Source organism: Streptomyces sp. NPDC091287 (genome assembly GCF_044768525.1).
Lineage (GTDB): Bacteria > Actinomycetota > Actinomycetes > Streptomycetales > Streptomycetaceae > Streptomyces.
In genome coordinates, this window is the sequence record NZ_JBIVUV010000007.1 from 246,135 (window position 1) to 265,101 (window position 18,967).

An 18,967-nucleotide genomic window follows, 5' to 3' on the forward strand; every position below is an offset into this window, starting at 1 on the left:
GTACTGCATCCGGTTGACGAACGGCGGAACGTCTCACGAGGATGCGTTCGACTGCGCCGAACGGGTCATGACGTGGCGTCAGGTGTTACGAGCGCCTCGCGGAGCTCGTCCGCGCCGGGCGGGTTGGCCCCGGCCCGGGAGACGGTCACGGCGGCGGAGGCGACCGCGTGACGCAGGACGTCGGTGACGGTTCCCCGGTCCACGGCGTGCAGCCGGTCACGGGCGCCGGGGCCGAGGAGGCCGTGCGCGGCGAGGGCGTGGAGCGTCCCCGACATGAACGCGTCGCCCGCGCCGACGGTGTCGACGACGTCGACCGGCGGGGCTTCGGCGACTGCACGGCCGCGGGCGAACAGGGCGAACGCGCCCGCCCCGCCCCGGGTGACGAGGACGAGTGCGGGGCCGGCGGCGAGCCACCGCTCGGCCACCTGCTCCGCATGCTCGTCCGGGTACAGCCACCGCAGGTCCTCGTCGCTGGCCTTCACCACGTCGCTCAGCGCGACGCAGCGCTCGACGCGGGGCACAGCCCGGGCACGCTCGCCCATCAACTCGGGCCGCACGTTGGGGTCATAGCTGACCGTGGCGCCGCCCCGCAGCGACTCCACGGCGGCCAGGACCGTCGCTGCCCCGGGCTCGACGACGGCCGCGATCGAACCCGTGTGCACATGCCGCGGTACCCGGTCGAGCACCACCGGGCCCAGGGTCCAGCTCACCTCGAAGGCATACGTGGCGTGCCCATGGTCGTCGAGCGTGACGGCCGCCGACGGGGTCGGGCCGGTGGCTTCGTCGGTGCGGACCTCGACCCCGGCGGCGGTCAGGTGGTGCCGGATGAGCCGCCCGTGGGCGTCCGGTCCCAGCTGGGTGAGGAGGGTGGTGTCGTGGCCGAGGCGAGCCAGGCCGTACGCGACGTTCGCGGGGCTGCCGCCCGGGTGGACCCGGTCGGGCTCCTCCGGCACCCGGACGATGTCGGCGACGCATTCGCCGATGACCAGCGGATCAACTCGGTCGAGCATGGGGGCGGGTCTCCTGGGTTGCCGTGTCGGGGAATTGTCCGGCGGTGCCGCCGGTCGCCGGGGCGGTGACCGGCGTCGAAGGGGGCGTGTTCTCCGGGGGAGGCTCGTCATGGCCGCGCCGATCCGGCCGGAGGAGCGGCTTCGCGGGGGCGGCCCGGCGGAGCCAGAGGAGGGCTGCGGCCAGCACGGCGGTGGCGGCCAGCAGCCAGGGCAGCCTGCCCGGCGGCAGGGCGCCGGCGGCCAGTCCGGCGCCGGCGGCGACCAGTTGCAGGGAGAGCGACTGGACGGAGAGGGCGGTGGCCCGGCCCGAGGCGTCGACCCGGCGGTGCAGCAGGTCGTTCTCGTTGGGGCCCGCGGCTCCGAGGCCCAGGTACACCAGCCCGTAGCCGGTGACGGCGGTCGCCGTGGCGAGGGGGCTCATTGAGTGCGCGGTGAGGCCGAGCAGGGTCAGCCCCAGCGTCACCAGCCCGAGGCTCACCAGCACCGCGCGCTCACTGCCGCCGGCGAACCGGGCGACGAGCGGGGCGAGTTGACTACCCAGGGCGTGGCAGAGGAATCCGGCACAGGCAAGCCCCGCGAAGACCAGGGCCCCGGATTCGGCCGTTCCCATGAGGGCGGCGGCCCGGCCGGGGGTGAGCAGTTCGAGGGCCGCGAGCGCGGCACCCGCGGCGCTCGCGGTCAGCAGGATGCGCCGGATCAGGACGTCCCGGGCGCCGAGCCGGAGCCCGGCGGCGATGGCGGCGGGCACTCCGCCCACGATGCCTCGTACACCTGCCCGGGGCCGGGGCGGTTCGGTCAGGGCGCTCAGCACGTAGAGCACGAAGACGACCTCGACCAGCGCGCCGAGCAGGGCGGGCACGGAAAGCAGGATCACGAGCCCGCCGGTCGCGTCGGCCAGCCACTCCGCCAGGCCGGGAACGAGGCCGAGCAGCCAGGGCAGCCCGCCGCCGAGCAGGGTGCCGAGCGCGAGGGCGGCCGAGGTGGCGGAGCCGCCGCGCGCCAGCCCCGTACGCAGATCGGCGCCGGGCCCCGCGTGGGCGTGGACGGTGTCGACGTACCAGGCCTCGGCGGGACCGCTGGACAGGGCGCGGGCCAGGCCCATCAGCCCCATGCCGAGAGCGATGGCCCAGCCCGCCGCGCCGAGGCCGATGAGGGTGAAGGCGGTCAGGTTGAGCAGCCCGGCGATGGCCAGGACGGGGCGCCGCCCGATGACGTCGGAGAGGCCGCCGGTGGGCAGTTCCATCGCGGCGGCCGTGAGGGAGTGCACGGCGTAGAAGCCGGCGATGGCGGCGAGGCCCATGCCCCGTTCGGTGAAGAGGAGCACTCCTGTCGCGATGGACATGCCGATGGGGAGCCAGAAGAGGAAGGAGACCGTGACGAACCGACGCCGCGCGGTCGCCTCGTCCGGGCCGGGCCCCGGCACGGGGACGGCGACGGTTGGCCCGCCGGTCATGAGGCGTCTCCGGCAGCGGAGGTGTCCGGGGCATCGGGTCCGGCGGGGGCGTCCGCGTGTTCCTGACCGGCCACCGGCTCCGGGGACAGCGGCAGCCCGGCGGTGAACAGGACGACCTGCTCGGCGCGGGGGTTCCCGGCGTCACGGGCGGTCAGCTCGTCCGTCTTCGCCTGGAGCACCTCCCACAACTCGGCGAGGGACTCGGGAGTCAGCCGGGGCATCGAGTCGCTGACGCCCGACGGCTCCTGCCACTCCTGACCCAGTCGGCCGCTCTCCAGGTCCGCCTCGTGGCGGTCCAGCGACTGCTGGAGGTGCTCGATCTGGCGGCGGTGCAGGACGCTGAGAATCGTGCTGCCGCCGGGGCTGCGGTGCATCGCCTCGTTGCTCCACGAGGTCATGTCGTGCACGGACTTCCAGCGCCGTTCCCGGCTGTCGCGGTGTTCGGCCTCGGTGACGAACGCGTATTTGGCGAGCACTCTCAGGTGGTAGCTGGTGGAGGCCGAGGACTCCCCCGTCCTGGCCGCGAGCTCGCTGGCGGTCGCCGGGCCGTGCTGTCGGAGGAGTCCGAGCAGGGTGAGGCGCAGGGGGTGGGTGAGGGCCTTCAGGGCGGCCCCGTCCTGCGCCGGATCGAGTACGCGACGACCGTCTTCGCTATCCATGACCTCAGCGTAGGACGACAGGAGCGCTTTCCCAAAGTATTTTTGCAGAATATTTTTTGGAGACCTGCGGGCCCAGGGCGCACCCGTCAGGACCCGGCGGCGTCGGACTCCCGCCGCGCCCGGAGAACCGCCACCACGTCCCGGCACCAGTCGCGGTTGGCCCGTTCGAAGTCCCGCCCCCGCCGGCAGGTGAGGTACGGGCCGACCCGTGCGCCGCGGAGCAGGAACTCCGCCTCGCCGCACTCCCCCCGCATCGTGCGCAACTGCTCCTCGAACAGCGCGGCCTTGGCTTCGGCGAACGCGAACCGTTCGGTGAGCCGCTCGATCAGCACGTCGGTGTCGAGGTGGTCGGCGGCCTGGACCTGGACCAGCAGGTCCTCCCGGAGGAACGAGGGTTTGGCGGCGGCGGAAGCGAAGCTCTCCAGTTCGGCCAGCCCCTCGCCGGTGACATGGAACAGCCGCTTGTTGGGGCGGGCCTCCTGGACGACCTCGCGCCCGGCGACCAGACCCTCCTTCTCCAGCCTGGCCAGCTCCGCGTAGACCTGCTGCGGCAGGGCGTGCCAGAAGTTCGCGACGCCCGCCGCGAACGCCTTTGTCACCTGGTAGCCGCTCAGCTCCTCGTCGAGCAGCGCCGCCAGCACCGCGTGGCGCAACGCCATCGGACCGTCTCCCTCTCCACCGTGGCCGGGCGCATCCCCGCCCACCACCCCTGTCCGGAACACCTGACCTCATGATAGTCATGAAACTGACTAGTCACTTTCATGGCTATGCAGCGCGCCTCGGCGAGGACGCGCCTCATCAAGGAGGACACATGACCACCGCAGTGGACCGTTTCCGCGCCGCCGTCGACCGTCGCGACCTCGACGCCCTGGAGGATCTGTTCACCGAGGACATCCAGCTCTACAGCCCGGTGAAGTTCACCCCGTTCGAGGGCAGGCCGATGGTGCTTGGCCTCTTCGGGGTCCTGCTGCGCACCTTCGAGGACTTCCGTTACGTCGGTGAGTTCGCGGGCGCCTCGCAGACGAGCGCCGACGGGACCGAGGCCCCGTCGGCGGTCCTGCTCTTCCGGGCGACGGTCGGCGGCCGGGAGATCCACGGCATCGACCTGCTGCACCTGGACGAGGACGGACGGATCAAGGAGTTCACCGTGATGGTCCGCCCGCAGTCCGCCGTCCAGGCACTGGGCGAGGCCGTGCTGACCGGTCTGGTCGCCGACGGCCTCGTCCCCGCCCCGTAACCACGCCCCGTAGCCGTACCCCGCATCCGCCGCCCGGTGCCGGCGCTCCGGCTCAGCTCGTCCGCGCCGCCTCCAGGGCGTCCGCGACCAGACCCAGGAACCGGGCGTGGTCGCGGGGCCCGTAGAGGGGCTCGGGGTTCCACGGGACGACGGGCGTCGGCGCGCCCTCGCTCCCGCGCAGCTCTTCCAGCGGGGCCGCGTGGGCACGGATGTCGGTCAGGATCACCTCGGGGCGCAGCGCGAAGGTGTCGGAGCGGCTCTGCGTGGACCAGTTGGCCCCCGGGCCCTCGGCCGGCTCCACGACCTGGACGCCCAGTTCGGTGAGCACGCGCAGCTCGGGCCACATCCTGGGGCGCGCGACATGCGCCTGGTCCGGGCCGGCCGGGGAGAGCGCGAGCACCCGGGGCGCTTCGGCGGACGTGGCGGCGACCACGGAGCTCAGCCGCTCCCGGGCGGCGTCCAGGTCCCGGTCGGCGCCCGGCCGGGCCGTGGCGCCGAGCGAGCGGGCCAGTTCGGCGAACCGCTCGCCGATCTCACCGAACGTACGGGCCTGGCTGACGTCGAGGACGACCACCGGGACCCTCTCCTCCAGGGGCTTGGCCGTCTCGGGGGTCAGCCCGTAGACATGGCCGCCGCAGTAGCTGACGGCCACCACGAGGTCCGGTCCGGTGCTCAGCAGCCGTTCGACGTCCAGGGCCGCTCCCGCACCGACGTACGCGACCTCGCCCAGCGGCAGGGTCCCCGTCTTCGCCGTGTCGGGGTCCGGTCCGTCGTGGTCGGAGCCGAAGATCCCCACCGGCCGGATTCCGAGGTCCCACAGGGTGGCGCCGGCCTGGACATAGGCCAGCACCCGCCCGGGCGGCCGGGGTGCCGTCGACTGCTGACCCCGGTCGTCGGAGAACCGCCATTCGCTCTGCTCCGTCACGTCACACACGCCCCTCTGCCGCCGACTGCCGTTCCATTCGTGCGAGTTCGTACACGTGTACCTGCCCACCTCCTCGCTGCCACACCCCTCCGGCCAGGGAACAAACGCCCGTCAACCGGTTTCGGGCACGACGGGCGACCGCGGTCACGGAGTGTTAGAAATGAGAGACCCTCAGTAATCGGGCGGCGCCCCAGTCGGCCCCCTTCAGGACGGAGTCAACTCCCCATGCGCGCGACCCTTTTGAAGGCAGCCCTGGCCGTCGGCGTCGGCGCATCGCTCTGTGCGGCCTCGGCGGACGCCCCCGCCACGGCCGGGACCGCGACACGTCCGGCGGCGGGAGCGGCGAGGGCGGCGGCGGCATGTCCCGTGGTCGATGTGCTGGCCGTCTACACGCCCAAGGCGGCGAAACGGGTCGGCGGCGAGCGCCGGGTGCCCTCGTCGGCCCAACGCATCGCGACGCGGATGAACCGGTCCCTGGCGGCGGGCGGGCTCTGCGGCGCCATCCGGGTTGTCCACCCGTACACGGCGAACGATTACGAGGGCCCGGAGGAGTTCCGCGCCGCGCACGCCATCCTCAAGGACCACTCGGCGGGGCTCGGACGCCAGGTGCACGAGCAGCGGGCACGGTACGGCGCCGATCTGGTCACGCTCGTCGTGGACCGGGAGGAGCGGGGTGGCGGCACCGCGGACTACACGCCCGTGCTCGACGGCTCCACGGACGAGTACGCCTACGCGGTCGTCGAGGTCGACGGCATCCGCCTGGATTCGGCGAGCCACGAGATCGGCCACAATCTGGGCCTCGCCCACGACCGCACGACGCTGGCGGGCAACACGGACGGCTCGATGAGCGTGAGCCGCAACCGTCCGTACAACACCGGCTGGATCACCGAGGACGGCAATCACTACACGATCATGGCGTACCGCTCCGCGTGCGGGGACCACTGCCGGCGGATCAGCCGGTTCTCCAGCTCGACGGAGACATGGAAGGGCCGTCGACTGGGTGACGCGGTCAACGACGGTGTACGGGTGCTGCGCGAGACGATGCCGATCGTCGCCGGATACCGCGACAAGCGCTGACCCGGCAGCCCCTCGGGGCGTCACGGCACCCCCGGGCACTCCCGGGTGCGTGACGCCGCACGGGGTGCGTCAGCCGTTGGCGGCGCGCCCGTCGCGGGGGCGCGCGCCGTCGAGCGTCAGGTCCACGATCCGGCGCGCGAGCCCCCTGTCCAGCGGCGCCCCGGTCAGCAGGACCCGGGCGAACAACGGCCCCGCCAGGGTCTCCGCCACCAGCCTGGCGTCGGTGTCCGGGGCCAGTTCGCCGCGCTCGACACCGCGCCGCACGATGTCCTCGCCCCGCTCCAGCCGGGCGTCCCAGTACGGCAGGCGTTCCGCTTCGACGGACCCCGCGTCGGGGGAGGCGCCGAGGTGGAGCAGGGCCGCGCCCTGCGGCGAGGCGAGATAGTCCGAGACCGCCGACATCAGCTGGGTCAGGTCCTGGCGCACGTCCCCCGTGTCGGGCTCGGGCAGCGCCTCGTCGGCGTGCGAGCCGAGGGCGTCCAGCAGCAGGTTCTCGCGGGTCTTCCACCGCCGGTACACGGAGGTCTCGTGCACCCCCGCCGCCCTGGCGACCGCGGCGACCGTGGTGCCGGTGAGTCCGTCCGATGTGAGCAGGTCGACGGTGGCCGCCAGGACGGCCTGCCGCATGCGTTCGCCCCGGCGGCGCAGCGGCGCGGGGCTCTTCTCGGTGGTCACCCCCGAACCGTATCGCAAGGCTACTTGCTTTACTGACAGGCCGGGCTTACGTTTCAAAGCAAGGCGACTTGCGATAGGCCGCCGATCCGAACCGTAAGGACCCGTCATGGAACGCATGCGCGCAGCGCGTCTCCACCTGCCCAGCCGCACCCTCGCCGTGGAGGAGGTGGACAGGCCCGTGCCCGGTCCCGGCGAAGTACTGGTGAAGGTCGAGGCGGCGGGGGTCTGCCTCTCCGACGTGCACCTCGTCGAGGGCACGCTGAGGCCGCTGTACCTGGAGGGGGACACGGTCACCCTGGGCCACGAGGTGGCCGGGACCGTGGCGGAGCCGGGTCCGGACGTCACCGGCTGGTCGCCCGGCACAAGGGTGGTGCTCCAGGCGGGCGAGCAGCGCCGGGGCCGGACGCACACCCGCGGCGTCGACTACGACGGCGGCTGGGCGGAGTACGCCCTCGCCACCGCGTCGACCCTGGTCGCCCTGCCCGACGCGCTCCCCTTCGAGCAGGCCGCGATCATCCCGGACGCGGTCTCGACGCCCTGGGCGGCGGTGACCGCCACGGGCGACGTCCGGGCGGCGGAGGCCGTGGGAGTCTGGGGCGCGGGCGGGCTCGGCGCGCACGCCGTGCAGTTGCTGCGGGCGGTGGGCGCGCATCCGGTCCTCGCGGTGGACCCCGCTCCGGCGGCCCGGCGGCGGGCCCTGGAGTTCGGGGCCGACCTGGCGCTGGACCCCGCCGATCCGCTGTTCCGCGAGAAGGTGCTCGGGGCGACGGGCGGCGTGGGTCTGGAGGCGGCGTTCGACTTCGCCGGGGTCCCCCCGGTCCGCGAACAGGCGCTGACCACGCTGGCCCCGAAGGGGCGGCTGGTGCTGGTGGGATTGACCGACCAGCCGCTGACCGTCGCCCGCGGCACGCTGTTCAGCTACCTCCAGCACCGGATCCTGGGCCACTACGGCTCGGAGGGACACCATGTGGCGCAGCTCGTCCGGCTCGCCGAGGGCGGCCGCCTGGACTTCTCCCGGTCGATCACCGACGTCCTGCCCCTGGAGGACGCGGCGGCGGCCGTGCGGCGGATGGAGACCAAGGAGGGCGACCCGGTCAGGATCGTTCTGCGGCCGTGACGGGTTCCCCGCCGTGGGCGCGGGCCTCCCGCTCCGGCTCGGGCCGCCGCAACTCCACGTTGAACTGGGCTCCGGCCAGCAGCGAGAGGTTGGCGAACCAGACCCAGATGAGGAAGACGACGAGCCCGGCGAGCGATCCGTACAGCCTGCTGTAGCTGCCGACCTGGGTCGCGTAGAGGGCGAACAGCGCCGATGCGGTGAGCCAGCAGAACGCGGCGAGGATCCCGCCGGGCAGGCCCCGGCGGACACCGCGCGCGGAGCGGGGGCCGGTACTGAAGAGGACCATGATCAGGCAGGCCACGAGGAAGACCAGCAGCGGCCACTTCAGCGCCGCCCACAGGGTCTCCCCCTCGTGCGGCAGGCCGATGCGGCGGCCCAGCCAGCGGGCCAACGGGCCGGTCGTGACGATGGCGAAGGCGCTGGTCATCAGCAGGAGGAGCAGGCCGATCGCGGAGACGACGATGATGTGCGCCTGCCGCAGGGGCGGGCGCGTGTCCCGGACGCCGTGCATGGCGTGCATCGCCCGGCGGAAGACCGCGAGGTAGCTGCACGCGGACCAGACGGCGCTCACGGACCCGGTGGCGACGAGCAGCCAGACGGCGGAGCGCTGTTCGGTCGCCGCCTCCAACGGCCTGCGCAGCGCCTCGCCGGACTCGGCCGGGGCGAACGCGGTGATGTCGGCGATCAGGGCGCCGGTCGCGTCGGGGTTGGCCAGTCCGATCACGGAGACGGTGACCAGGAGCGCCGGGAGCAGGGCGAGGATGGCGTAGTACGTCAGGGCGGCGGCCCAGTCGGTGACGTCGTCGTTCCACAGCGAGACCGGTGTACGCCGCAGGGCGGCGCCCCAGCGGCGGGGCAGGGCGGCGGGGGCGGTGCTTTCCGCGGCGGACGCGGTCTGGGTGGGCAAGCTGGTACTCCGGGGACGTGGGCGGACGCGGTGGGCGGCGTGACCTGTCCGTTTCCGGACGCGGTGACTCCGCTCGATCCTCTCCTGCCACGTCGCGGCCGAAGCACACCCCACCCCGGCCGGTACCGCGCGCCCCGGCCGGATCAGTCGTTGACGGCCGTGAGCAGGACCACGGCGTCCTGGAGCGCCAGCAGCCCGTGCCGTTCCTGCGGGATCGGGTGCAGGGTCCCGGACGGCAGCTCGGCGTCCCCGGAGCCGGCGGTGAGACGGACGCTGCCGCGCAGCACGAGGAGCGAGGCTGCGGGCGGCGCGTTGTGCTCGTCGAGCGACGTCCCCTCGGTGAGGGCGATCACCGTCTGCCGCAAGGGGGGCTGCTGGAGCAGGAGGTGGGCGCTGCGGCCGTGCGCGGAGGCGCGGGCGGCGGTCAGGTGTTCCTCGGCGAGTGCGTTGAGGTCGTCCATGTGCCCACTGTGCCGCAGCGGCGACAACGCCGCGATCCGCGGGATCAGCGGGGCGCCTTCGCGGTGGAGCCCCGCACCACCAGCTCCGGCTCGAACAGCAGCTCGTCCGGGGGGACCGACCCGCCCTGGATGCCCGCGCAGAGCAGTTCGACGGCGGCCCGGCCCATGGCCTCGATGGGCTGGCGGATCGTGGTGAGCGGGGGTTCGGTGCAGTTCATGAACGCCGAGTCGTCGTAGCCGACGACCGAGATCTCCGACGGCACCCCGAAGCCGCGCCTGCGGGCCGCCCGCACCGCGCCGAGGGCCAGGGGATCGCTGGCGCAGATGATGCCGGTGACTCCGCGCTCCAGCAGCCGGGAGGCCGCGGCCTGCCCGCCTTCCAGGGAGAACATCGAGCGCTCGACGTGCTCCTCGGTCAGCTCCCCGCCGGTGGCCGCCGCGACGGACCGGGCGGCCGCGAGCTTGCGGCGGGAGGGCACATGGTCGGAGGGGCCCATCACCACGCCGATGCGCTCGTGGCCGAGGGAGGCCAGGTGGCGCCAGGCGCGCTCGATCGCGACGGCGTCGTCGCAGGAGACGCAGGGGAAGTCCAGTCCTTCTATGGGGGCGTTGATCAGCACGACGGGGATGCGGCGCTCGGCGAGCCGGTGGTAGTGCTCATGGGCCTCGTCGGCCTGCGCGAACAGACCTCCGGCGAAGACCACCCCGGAGACCTGCTGCTGGAGCAGGAGGTCCACGTAGTCCGCTTCGGAGACTCCGCCCTTGGTCTGGGTGCACAGCACGGGGGTGAGTCCCTGCTGGGCGAGGGCGCCGCCGATCACCTCGGCGAAGGCGGGGAAGATCGGGTTCTGCAGTTCGGGCAGGACGAGGCCGACGAGCCGGGCGCGCTCGCCCCGGAGCTGGGTGGGCCGCTCGTAGCCGAGGACGTCCAGGGCGGTCAGCACGGACTGCCGGGTGGTCCGGGACACCCCGGGCTTGCCGTTGAGCACCCGGCTCACCGTGGCCTCGCTGACCCCAACCTTCTTGGCAACCTGAGCAAGTCGTCGCGTCATGCCGCAAGACTAGCGTAAGCAGCGCAAACAATTGACTTATCAATGCAAGGATTGCATGCAAAAGGGGCACTTCCCTGTCATCGGGAAGCGCCCCCTTGCCGGTGATCGCGGCCTCTCTCCCGGGCTACGGGTTAGTGATGATCTTGAAGGTGGAGGTGGTGTTCTTGACGTCCTGAGCGTTGTCGCTGAGCTTCAGGCCGTTGAAGGTGACCTCGCCGACGGCGGGCCCCTGCCCTGCCTCCGGCATCTCGTTGGCCCACAGCCCGAACCCGGACTTGGCGTCGAAGGCGTCACCGCTCTTGCGCGCACCCGAGATGGACACGTCGGTGAGCACGGTGTCCTTGATCGGGAACTGGGGCTGTCCGCCGACGTAGTTCGTCTGGAACATGATCCCGCTGTAGGTGGGATCGACGATGTCCACGTTGTTGATGCGGATGCCCTGGAACACCTTGGAGGCCGAGAACAGCCAGATGCCGGGGAAGGTCTGCGATCCCCAGAAATGACCGCCCGCGCGCACGATCGAGACGTTCTCGATCGTCGTCGGTTGCGTGCCGAACCCGTTCATCGGGTAGCCGAAGTCCAGCGAGCTGACCGTGATCCCGGAGTACACCAGGGTGTCGGCGATGTGGATGTTGCGGAAGGTGTTGTCGTAACCGCCGTAGACGGCGACGCCCGCCGCGCGCCAGGTGAGGATCGAGGTCAGGTTCTCGTAGACGTTGTTCTTCATGTCCGCTCCCCCGGCGTCGATCGCCGAGAAGAGCGCGAAGCTGTCGTCGCCGGTGGCCCGTGCCTCGTTGTTGGTCACCAGGTTGTCGGTGGACCCGTTGGTCATGTTGACGCCGTCGGCGAACATGTTGCGGATCCGGGAGTTCTTGATGGTGATGCTGTCGGTGTTGGCGCCCCAGTAGAGGCAGACCATGTGCTCGTTCCAGATGTTGTCGATGACGATGTCCGACACGTTGGAGAAGTCGAACACCTTGCCAGGACCGTCGATCCGGGACGTGTAGTTGCCGAAGTACGCGAAGTTCGCGAACGAGGACCCCTTGGCACTGGCCTCGGCCCGGAAGCCGATATCGGTGTTGTCCTGGGTGGAAGGGGCGTTGAAGCGGGTGTACCAGGGACCCGCGCCGACCACCTTGACGGCCTTGCCGTAGACCTGGAACTTACTGGCCGTGCTGTACTGCCCCGCCGGGAGGTAGACGCCCACGAGGGTGCCCGTGGTGTCCATGCGGACCTTGTCCAGGGCGTTCTGGACGTCCTGGTGGGTGAACCCGGCCGGCACGGTGTACGCGGCGGGGTTCGGGTTGGCGACCGGTGCGACCTGCTCCAGGTTGATGAAGTCGATCGCGTACGTGGTGGTGTTGGCGCTGTCCTTCTGGAGCCGGATCTTTGATCCCGCCGGGACGGTCTTGCCCAGCATCATGTTCGCCTCGTCGTAGATGTGACGGGGCGCCCCGGAGCCCGGGGAGTTGCCGGGAGCGGCCTCGTTCCCGTACAGCCAGGCGTACTTGGAGGTGAGGTCGATCGCCTTGAGGAAGACGCCGTCCACGTAGACGTTCAGGGTGGAGTCGATGCCGCCACCGCCCGGGGCGTCGGGGATGGAGTACCGGGTGACCAGGGTGTTGGTGGCGGCCCGGGTGGTGAACTCGACGTAGTTGCCGGTCTGGTCGAGGGTGACGGCCTTGCGTCCCGAGGCCTCTCCCGCGATGTCGCCGATGGTCCGGTTCGGGCCGACGGCCTTCGCGCCGCCGCCGGCCGTGCCGTCTTCCGCCTCGTACATGTCGTACGGCATGTTGGCGCCGCGTCCGACGAAGAGCGCCTGGGTGGAGGTGTTGTTCTCGCGCTTGACCGGGAGTTCGTTGGCGTCGGCCGCGATCACGGTCCGCACGGTGTACGAGCCGTTGGCGGCGGTCCAGGAGCCGAGGGTGACCGGTGCGGCGGTGGCTCCCGCCGCGATGGCCCCGGTGTGGCTGCCGGTGAGCGTCTTGACCGTGGCGCCCTTGCTGTCGACGAGCGTCAGGGTGATGCCGTGGGCACCGGCGGCCGAGGCCACCGTGCCCTGGTTCTTCAGCGCGACGGAGAAGGTGACCGTGTCACCGTCGGACGCGCCCGAGGGCGAGGTGGTGACCGACGAGGCCACCAGGTCGGAGCTGGAGACCGGCTTCACGACCAGCGGGGACGCACTGGTGTAGGTGTTGTTGGTCTCGTTCTGCTCGATGATCTCGCCCGCCGGATCGGCGACCGCGCTCAGCGGGTAACTGCCCGCGTTCCGGGCCCCGATGGAGGCGCTGACCTGGGTGGAGGCGCCCGACGCGAGGGCGCCGACCGCAGCGGTGGCCACCTTGGTGCCACCGAGGCGCAGCTCGACCTTGCTCGCCGGGGCGGCGAGCGCGCCTGCGTTGCGGACGGTCGCGGTCAGGGTGACCTCGTCCGTCTCGACCGGTGCGGCGGGTGCGGCGGTGATGCCGGTGACCTGGAGGTCCGGGTTGGCCGCCGGAGCGCCCAGGACCTGGAACTCCGCGACCTGCCCGGCTCCGGAGCCGCTGTTGGCGGTGAACTTCAGCTGGACGTCCGCGACGCGCGCGGAGACCGGGATGGTCACCGTGTTGTCGGACGCCGGACCGAAGGCGTAATCCTTGGCGGCCGACAGGGAGTTGAAGGACGAGGAGCTCTGCTCCCGGCCGAGGACCTCGATGCGCTGGGTGCGCGGCCCCCAGCTGCTGTCGGGGTTGAGCTTGATGACGACGTTCTCGGTGTCGGCGTTGGAGCCGAGCTTCACGGTGAGGGTGTTCGGGTAACTGCCGCCCGCGCCCTCCCAGTAGGTGGAGGTGCTGTTGTCGTTGGCGTTCTCCGCGACGAAGGTGTGGATCACGGAGGAGGCGGTGATCGGCTTGTTCACGGCGAGGTTGGAGGCGGAGCCGCTCTGCCCGTTGCGGGTGACGGTGTTGCTGTCGCCGGAGACGTTGCCCGCCGCGTCCTTGGCCCGCACGACGTAGCTGACCGTGGTGGACGTCGGCTGGGTGTCGGTGTAGGTCAGCACGTTGCCGGCGACGCTGCCGCGCAGCACGTTGTTGGCGTAGACGTCGTAGCCGGTCACGCCCTTGTTGTCGGTGGACGCTCCCCACGTCAGCTTCACCGAGCCGCTGGACGGTTCGGTGTACGCCAGCGCGGAGGGGGCGGTGGGCGCCTGGGTGTCACCGGTGTCGCCGCCGCGGGTCACGGTGTTGCTGTTGGCCGAGACGTTGCCCGCCGCGTCCTTGGCGCGGACGAAGTAGCTGACGTCCTGCCCGGCCGGCCGGGTGTCGGTGTAGGTGGTGACGTCGCCCGCGACGCTGGTCAGCAGGGTGTTGTTCGCGTAGACGTCGTAGCCGGTGACGCCCTTGTCGTCCGTGGAGGCCTTCCACGTCAGCCGGATCTGCCCGGTGGCGGGCTCGGTGAACGCCAGGCCGGCCGGTGCGGTCGGGGCCTGTGTGTCGCCGGTGGCGGGGCCGTAGATCTCCAGTTCGGCCAACTGCGCTGCCTGCGCGCCGCTGTTGGCGGTGACCAGGACACGGACGTACCGGGTGGTCGTGGCGTCGAAGGTGATCGTCGCCGACTGTCCCCCCGCCGCGTCGAAGCGGTAGGCCTTGGACGCGGTGAGGTCGGTGAAGTCCGTTCCGTTCGCGCTGCCCTGGAGCTTCAGCGTCTGACTGCGCGCGGCCCAGCCGTCGGGCAGCCGCAGGACCACCCGGTCCACACCGAGCGATCCGCCCAGGTCCGCCTGGATCCACTGCGGGAACTGGTCGTCGCGGCTGGCCCAGTAGCTGTCCCGGTTGCCGTCGTTGGCGTTGGCCGGAGCCTGGGACCCGCTGCCGCTGCTGGCGGTGAGGGTCTTGCCCGCCGCGAGGTCGGCGGACGAGTCACCGGCGCCCCGGACCTCCAGCTCGGAGAGCTGCGCGGCCGACCAGCCGGTGTTGGCGGTGATGTTGACGCGCACGAAGCGGGTCAGAGTGGCCGGGAACGCGATGGTGACCTCGTTCGCCGCCCCCGGGGCGAAGGTGTACGTCGCGGAGTTCTTCAGGGTCGCGAAGCTGGTGCCGTCCGCGCTGCCCTGGAGGGACAGCGTCTGGGTGCGGGTCTCCCAGCCCGCCGGCAGGGTCAGCTTCACCTCGTCGACGCGGCTTCCCGCGCCCAGGTCCGTCTGGACCCACTGGGGCAGTCCGCCTCCCGCGCTCTCCCAGTACGTGGACCGGTTGCCGTCGGTGATGTTGGACGCGCCGTACTCGGCATGGGCACTGCTCGCGGCCGCGGCCCGGCCCGCGGCGAGGTTGGGGCCGTCGGCCGCCGCGGCGGCGAGCGACGGTACGCCGATCATCAGAAGACTGGTCGTGACCAAGGCGGATATCGACCGCCATCTCCAGCGTTGGGCTCTCATAGCTCCCCGATCTTCGGCCTCGGCGCAGGGCGCGTCGAGGGCGCGGCTCTGTGACCGCAGCCAGGGAGAACACGAGTTTCTGCATGCGCTGCGGCCTGTTTTGCGTTGTGCCGTCAGAGAGTTGCAGAGAAATGAGAGACCGTCCACCGTTCCGACAACAGCCGGGGGCCGGGCCGGGGAGCGGGTTCCGTCGCGCGGTCACCGCTCCCCGCCCCGCGGACGAGCCGTCGGGACGGCCGCCCGACGGATCGTCAGAGGCCGCCGGTGTACAGCAGCAGGTCGGGCGAGCCCTGACCGAGAGCGGAGAGCACGTCCGGGGTGGCCGTGTCCGTCAGCCACTGCGAGACGGCGGCGGGAGACGCCGAGGGGTTCCCCTCCTTGTAGAGCGCCGCGACGCCCGCGACGTGCGGGCTGGCCATGGAGGTGCCGTTCAGCGAGACGGTGCCGCCGCCGAGGCGGGCGGAGACGATGTCGGCGCCGGGGGCATAGAGCGAGAGACAGGAGCCCCAGTTGCTGAAGGAGGTCTCCCGGTCCTGCCGGTCGCTCGCCCCGACAGTGAACACACCATCCGCGGCGGCCGGGGAGACGTCACAGGCGTCCCGGTTGTCGTTGCCCGCGGCCACGACGGGCAGCACACCCGCGTCGGCGACCGCCTCGACCGCGGCGTCGACCGCCGTCGAGCGGTCGCCGCCGAGCGAGGCGTTCAGAACAGCGGGGACCCCGCTGCGCTCGGCGTCCTTGGCGACCCAGTCGAACCCGGCGAGGATGCCGGCCCAGGTGCCCCGGCCCTCACAGTTCAGGACGCGTACGTTGACCAGCGAGGCGTCCTTCGCCACGCCGGACGTCGCGCCGCCGACCGTGCCCGCCACGTGCGTGCCGTGTCCGTTGCAGTCCATGCCCGCGCGGCCGTCCCCGACGGCGTCGTACCCGCTCGCGACCCGGCCGCCGAATTCGCTGTGCGCGGCGTCGATCCCGGTGTCGACGACGTACGCCTTCACTCCCTTGCCGGTGGCCGTGGTGGTGAAGGTGTCGTCCAGCGGCAGGGCGCGCTGGTCGATGCGGTCGGTCCCCCAGCCGGCCGCGGGGGCCCGCAGCAGGTTCGCGGCGGTGGGCGCGGGGACGGTCACCTCGGCGTTCTCCTCGACGGCGAGGACGCCGGGCACGGCCCGGACCGCTTGGAGTTCGGTGGCGGTGAGCGTGGCGGCGAAGCCGTGCAGAGCATTTCCGTACGTGAACAACGGGTTGAGCCCGAACTCCCGCAGGACGGTGGCCGGCGAGAGTTCGGGCTTCAGGGTGACGATGTACTGCCCGGGTACGGCCCGGGTGGACTGCTCCACCAGGACCCCTTCCGGTCCGGTGTCGGCCGAGGCCGTGGCGGGTGCGCCGATCAGCGGTGCGATCAGCAGCAGGGCGGCCGTGGCCCATCGGGCGGGCAGGCGCATGCATTCTCCTCGGGGTGGGGATCCGGTCACGGAGCGAGTGCGTCCGCGAATCGCGAACACCCGTTCCTTCGTCCCCGCCCGTCGGTCGCCTTAGCGGGTTCAGCCGGACAGCGCAACGCCCGCGGTCAGCTCCAGCTCGTCGAGGTCGTGTCCGACGTCCGCCCGGAGGTCGTCCTTCGCCCAGCTGCCCACGGCCACTTCGGCGGTGATGCCGGGCCCGAAGCCGGCGATGAGCCCCTGCGCGGACTCGGCGGCTCCGCCGTCGTCGAAGAGCCGCGCCAGTGCGTCGAAGACGACGGAGCTGGCGATGTTGCCGCGTTCGGTGAGGGTGGCCCGGCTGTAGCGGAACATCTCGGGCGGCAGTTGCAGGAAGTGGCAGAGGTCGTCCAGGATGCGCGGTCCGCCCGCGTGGACGATGAAGAAGTCCATGTTCGGGACTGACCAGCCGTGCAGGTCGACCAGGTCCAGGAGCACCGGGGCGAGCATCTCCATGGTGCCCGGGACCCGCTTGTCCAGCTGGAAGTGGAAGCCGGTGTCACGGACGGCGTAGGAGATCCAGTCCTCGGTGTCGGGCACCAGGTGGGAGCCGTTGCGCTCCAGGCGCATGCCGGTCCCGCCCTGCCCCCGTACGACGGCCGCGGAGATGGCGTCACCGAAGAGACCGTTGGAGAGCAGCGAGCCGACCCCGATGTCGGTGGGCTGGTAGCACAGCGAGCAGAACTCGCAGGACACGATGAGGACGTTGGACTCGGGGTAGGCCAGGCAGAAGTCGTGCGCGCGGTTGATCGCCGCGCCGCCCGCCGCGCAGCCGAGCTGGGCGATGGGCAGTTGGCGGGTCTCGGGTCTGAAGCCCATGCTGTTGATGATCCACGCGGTCAGCGAGGGCATCATGAAGCCCGTGCAGGAGACGTAGACGATCAGATCGATCTCGGCCGGGTCGGTCTCGGCGTTGGCGAGCGCCTGCCGGACGACTTCGGGGACCCGGGTCTTGGCCTCGGCCTCGTACACCTGGTTGCGCGCCTCGAATCCGGGGTGCCGCAGGGTCTTCTCGATGGGCTGCACGAGGTGCCGGGTCTGGACGCCGGTGTTCTGGATGAGCCTCAGGACGAGCTCGCGCTGCGGGTGCCCGGCGTGGGTCTCCCGGGCCAGGTCCAGGGTCTGCTGCATCGTGATGACGTGCTCGGGCACAGCGATGGCCGGTCGGCACAGGGTCGCCATGGGTTCTCCTCGTTCTCTGGAGCGAAGGCTCTCGTCACCATGTGACGGGCAGGGCGAGCGGGTAACGCCAGATGGACGTCGTGTTCCACGAGACGCCCGCGGGCGGCACGTCCAGACGCAGGGCCGGGAAGCGGGTCAGCAGCGTGGAGAAGGCCACTTCCAGTTCCATGGTGGCCAGCGGTGCGCCCAGGCAGTGGTGGGCGCCCCAGCCGAACGTCATGTGGGGGATGGTCGGCCGGTCGGGATCCAGCTCGTCGGGACGGTCGAACTTGGCGGAGTCCCGGTTGGCCGTCAGATAGGACACGTGCACCACGTCGCCGGCCTTGATGAGGACTCCGGAGAGCTCCACGTCCTCCAGCGCGATGCGCGGGATGCCGACGCCCTTGCGGAAGGGGATGTGGCGCAGCAGCTCCTCCAGGGTGCGGGGCAGCCGCTGCGGTTCGGCCCGGAGGGACCGCATGAGGTCCGGGCGGGTGAGCAGGGTGTAGGCGATGTTGCCGAGCTGGTAGGTCGTGGTGTCCTGGCCGGTGATGAGCAGGACCATCGCCATGACGGCCAGCTCGTCGTCGTCCAGCAGTTCGTCGCCGTCCCGGGCGGTGGCCAGGGTGCTGATGAGGTCCTCGCCCGGGGAGCGGCGCCGCTCCGCGGTCAGCTCCTGGAAGTAGCCGCGCAGCTCCGCCTTGGCGCGTACCGCGTCCTCCTTGCCCGCGGCCCCGACGTTCATCATGGTCATGGCGTGGGCCCGGAGCCAGGGGCGGTCGGCCTCGGGGATGTCGAGCGCCTCGCAGATGGTGATCAGCGGCAGCGGCGCGGAGACCCGGGCGACGAGGTCGGCCGGTGCGCCCTCCTCCTCCATCTCGTCCAGCAGCCGGTCCACCACCCGCTGGGTCCCGCCGCGCATCTGCTCGACACGGCGCGGGGTGAAGCTCTTGGCGACCAGGCCCCGCAGTCGGCTGCTGGCGGGCGGGTCCATGAGGTTGATGGACTCCGCCTGCACGATCGGCTCCGGCGTCATCCGGGGGAAGTCACGGCCGAGGACGGCGCTGCGGCTGAACCGCCGGTCGGTGGTGACCGTCCGGACGTCCTCGTAGCGGGTGACCAGCCAGGCCTCGCCCTCTCCGTACGCCATACGGATGCGGGACACCGGCTCCTCGGTCAGCAGTTGCCTGAGCTGGGGGTCGAACTCCAGCTGCTGCGCATAGTCGAAAGGACAGTTCCGGACGGTTTCCTTGTTCTGCACCGAGGTGTTCTCCACCGAGGTTCTCCCAATGACCGCTTCGAGGAAAAGGGCGTGTGCCGGACCGGGACCCGGCACCCGAC

At 71.6% G+C, this 18,967-nt stretch carries 15 protein-coding genes and 1 pseudogene; 3 read left to right on the forward strand and 13 right to left on the reverse strand.

Going from position 1 to position 18,967, the window contains the following annotated elements; genetic code table 11:
* Positions 1–65: 65 nt before the first annotated feature.
* The 4 genes from ACIQRW_RS14210 to ACIQRW_RS14225 all read right to left on the reverse strand — a co-directional run bounded on the left by ACIQRW_RS14210 (position 66) and on the right by ACIQRW_RS14225 (position 3,781).
* The gene (locus ACIQRW_RS14210) at positions 66–1,010 is read right to left on the reverse strand and encodes a carbohydrate kinase (protein WP_403758999.1); all 945 of its coding nucleotides are present in this window, start codon (positions 1,008–1,010) and stop codon (positions 66–68) included.
* Positions 994–2,463 carry an MFS transporter gene (locus ACIQRW_RS14215; RefSeq protein ID WP_403759002.1) on the reverse strand — a complete coding sequence of 490 codons (1,470 nt, stop codon included), beginning with the start codon at positions 2,461–2,463 and terminating at the stop codon, positions 994–996. The genes ACIQRW_RS14210 and ACIQRW_RS14215 overlap by 17 nt, the downstream gene beginning before the upstream one ends.
* Complete coding sequence (locus ACIQRW_RS14220; protein ID WP_403759004.1) at positions 2,460–3,122, reverse strand: helix-turn-helix domain-containing protein; 663 nt, start codon at positions 3,120–3,122, stop codon at positions 2,460–2,462. Before ACIQRW_RS14220 ends, ACIQRW_RS14215 begins: the two co-directional genes overlap by 4 nt.
* Before the next feature lie 86 nt (positions 3,123–3,208).
* The gene (locus tag ACIQRW_RS14225; RefSeq protein ID WP_403759007.1) at positions 3,209–3,781 is read right to left on the reverse strand and encodes a PadR family transcriptional regulator; all 573 of its coding nucleotides are present in this window, start codon (positions 3,779–3,781) and stop codon (positions 3,209–3,211) included.
* Between the two features lie 152 nt (positions 3,782–3,933).
* Here ACIQRW_RS14225 and ACIQRW_RS14230 point away from each other — a divergent pair, with 152 nt between their 5' ends.
* Complete coding sequence (locus ACIQRW_RS14230; RefSeq protein WP_403759010.1) at positions 3,934–4,359, forward strand: nuclear transport factor 2 family protein; 426 nt, start codon at positions 3,934–3,936, stop codon at positions 4,357–4,359.
* Positions 4,360–4,411: 52 nt separating this feature from the next.
* Here the strand turns inward: ACIQRW_RS14230 and ACIQRW_RS14235 are convergent, their stop codons facing one another.
* On the reverse strand, positions 4,412–5,284 hold the full coding sequence (locus tag ACIQRW_RS14235; protein ID WP_403759012.1) for an ABC transporter substrate-binding protein: 873 nt from the start codon (positions 5,282–5,284) through the stop codon (positions 4,412–4,414).
* A gap of 225 nt (positions 5,285–5,509) precedes the next feature.
* Between ACIQRW_RS14235 and ACIQRW_RS14240 the strand changes: the two genes are divergently transcribed.
* Entirely contained in the window at positions 5,510–6,361 is an 852-nt protein-coding gene (locus ACIQRW_RS14240) for a M12 family metallo-peptidase (protein WP_403759015.1), read from the forward strand.
* A gap of 69 nt (positions 6,362–6,430) precedes the next feature.
* Here ACIQRW_RS14240 and ACIQRW_RS14245 read toward each other — a convergent pair whose 3' ends face one another.
* Positions 6,431–7,036, reverse strand: a complete 606-nt coding sequence (locus ACIQRW_RS14245; RefSeq protein ID WP_403759018.1) for a TetR-like C-terminal domain-containing protein — start codon at positions 7,034–7,036, stop codon at positions 6,431–6,433.
* A 106-nt stretch (positions 7,037–7,142) separates the two neighbouring features.
* On the opposite strand from ACIQRW_RS14245, the gene ACIQRW_RS14250 reads away from it, so the two are divergent.
* Complete coding sequence (locus ACIQRW_RS14250; RefSeq protein WP_403759021.1) at positions 7,143–8,153, forward strand: zinc-binding dehydrogenase; 1,011 nt, start codon at positions 7,143–7,145, stop codon at positions 8,151–8,153.
* On the opposite strand, the gene ACIQRW_RS14255 is transcribed toward ACIQRW_RS14250, so the two are convergent.
* The 7 genes and pseudogenes from ACIQRW_RS14255 to ACIQRW_RS14285 all read right to left on the reverse strand — a co-directional run bounded on the left by ACIQRW_RS14255 (position 8,131) and on the right by ACIQRW_RS14285 (position 18,902).
* Complete coding sequence (locus tag ACIQRW_RS14255; protein ID WP_403759024.1) at positions 8,131–9,060, reverse strand: YihY/virulence factor BrkB family protein; 930 nt, start codon at positions 9,058–9,060, stop codon at positions 8,131–8,133. The two genes, ACIQRW_RS14250 and ACIQRW_RS14255, sit on opposite strands and share 23 nt — an antisense overlap.
* 143 nt (positions 9,061–9,203) lie before the next feature.
* Complete coding sequence (locus ACIQRW_RS14260) at positions 9,204–9,521, reverse strand: cupin (protein WP_403759027.1); 318 nt, start codon at positions 9,519–9,521, stop codon at positions 9,204–9,206.
* Between the two features lie 44 nt (positions 9,522–9,565).
* The gene (locus tag ACIQRW_RS14265; protein WP_403759030.1) at positions 9,566–10,573 is read right to left on the reverse strand and encodes a LacI family DNA-binding transcriptional regulator; all 1,008 of its coding nucleotides are present in this window, start codon (positions 10,571–10,573) and stop codon (positions 9,566–9,568) included.
* 124 nt (positions 10,574–10,697) lie between these two features.
* Positions 10,698–14,987 (reverse strand): discoidin domain-containing protein, encoded by a 4,290-nt coding sequence (locus tag ACIQRW_RS14270; RefSeq protein WP_403759033.1) that lies wholly within the window; start codon positions 14,985–14,987, stop codon positions 10,698–10,700.
* A 251-nt stretch (positions 14,988–15,238) separates the two neighbouring features.
* Positions 15,239–16,429 (reverse strand): S8 family peptidase, encoded by a 1,191-nt coding sequence (locus ACIQRW_RS14275; RefSeq protein WP_403759036.1) that lies wholly within the window; start codon positions 16,427–16,429, stop codon positions 15,239–15,241.
* 99 nt (positions 16,430–16,528) lie between these two features.
* A pseudogene (locus ACIQRW_RS14280) lies at positions 16,529–17,659 on the reverse strand (type III polyketide synthase); the annotation flags it as partial.
* Positions 17,660–17,681: 22 nt separating this feature from the next.
* Entirely contained in the window at positions 17,682–18,902 is a 1,221-nt protein-coding gene (locus ACIQRW_RS14285; protein ID WP_403759039.1) for a cytochrome P450, read from the reverse strand.
* Positions 18,903–18,967 lie beyond the last annotated feature (65 nt).

What these genes read in the sequence shown, in the direction of transcription:
- ACIQRW_RS14210 (WP_403758999.1), bottom strand. Translation starts at nt 1,010, where the DNA reads ATGCTCGACCGAGTTGATCCGCTGGTCATCGGCGAATGCGTCGCCGAC.
- ACIQRW_RS14215 (WP_403759002.1), bottom strand. Translation starts at nt 2,463, where the DNA reads ATGACCGGCGGGCCAACCGTCGCCGTCCCCGTGCCGGGGCCCGGCCCG.
- ACIQRW_RS14220 (WP_403759004.1), bottom strand. Translation starts at nt 3,122, where the DNA reads ATGGATAGCGAAGACGGTCGTCGCGTACTCGATCCGGCGCAGGACGGG.
- ACIQRW_RS14225 (WP_403759007.1), bottom strand. Translation starts at nt 3,781, where the DNA reads ATGGCGTTGCGCCACGCGGTGCTGGCGGCGCTGCTCGACGAGGAGCTG.
- ACIQRW_RS14230 (WP_403759010.1), top strand. Translation starts at nt 3,934, where the DNA reads ATGACCACCGCAGTGGACCGTTTCCGCGCCGCCGTCGACCGTCGCGAC.
- ACIQRW_RS14240 (WP_403759015.1), top strand. Translation starts at nt 5,510, where the DNA reads ATGCGCGCGACCCTTTTGAAGGCAGCCCTGGCCGTCGGCGTCGGCGCA.
- ACIQRW_RS14250 (WP_403759021.1), top strand. Translation starts at nt 7,143, where the DNA reads ATGGAACGCATGCGCGCAGCGCGTCTCCACCTGCCCAGCCGCACCCTC.
- ACIQRW_RS14260 (WP_403759027.1), bottom strand. Translation starts at nt 9,521, where the DNA reads ATGGACGACCTCAACGCACTCGCCGAGGAACACCTGACCGCCGCCCGC.
- ACIQRW_RS14265 (WP_403759030.1), bottom strand. Translation starts at nt 10,573, where the DNA reads ATGACGCGACGACTTGCTCAGGTTGCCAAGAAGGTTGGGGTCAGCGAG.
- ACIQRW_RS14270 (WP_403759033.1), bottom strand. Translation starts at nt 14,987, where the DNA reads ATGAGAGCCCAACGCTGGAGATGGCGGTCGATATCCGCCTTGGTCACG.
- ACIQRW_RS14275 (WP_403759036.1), bottom strand. Translation starts at nt 16,429, where the DNA reads ATGCGCCTGCCCGCCCGATGGGCCACGGCCGCCCTGCTGCTGATCGCA.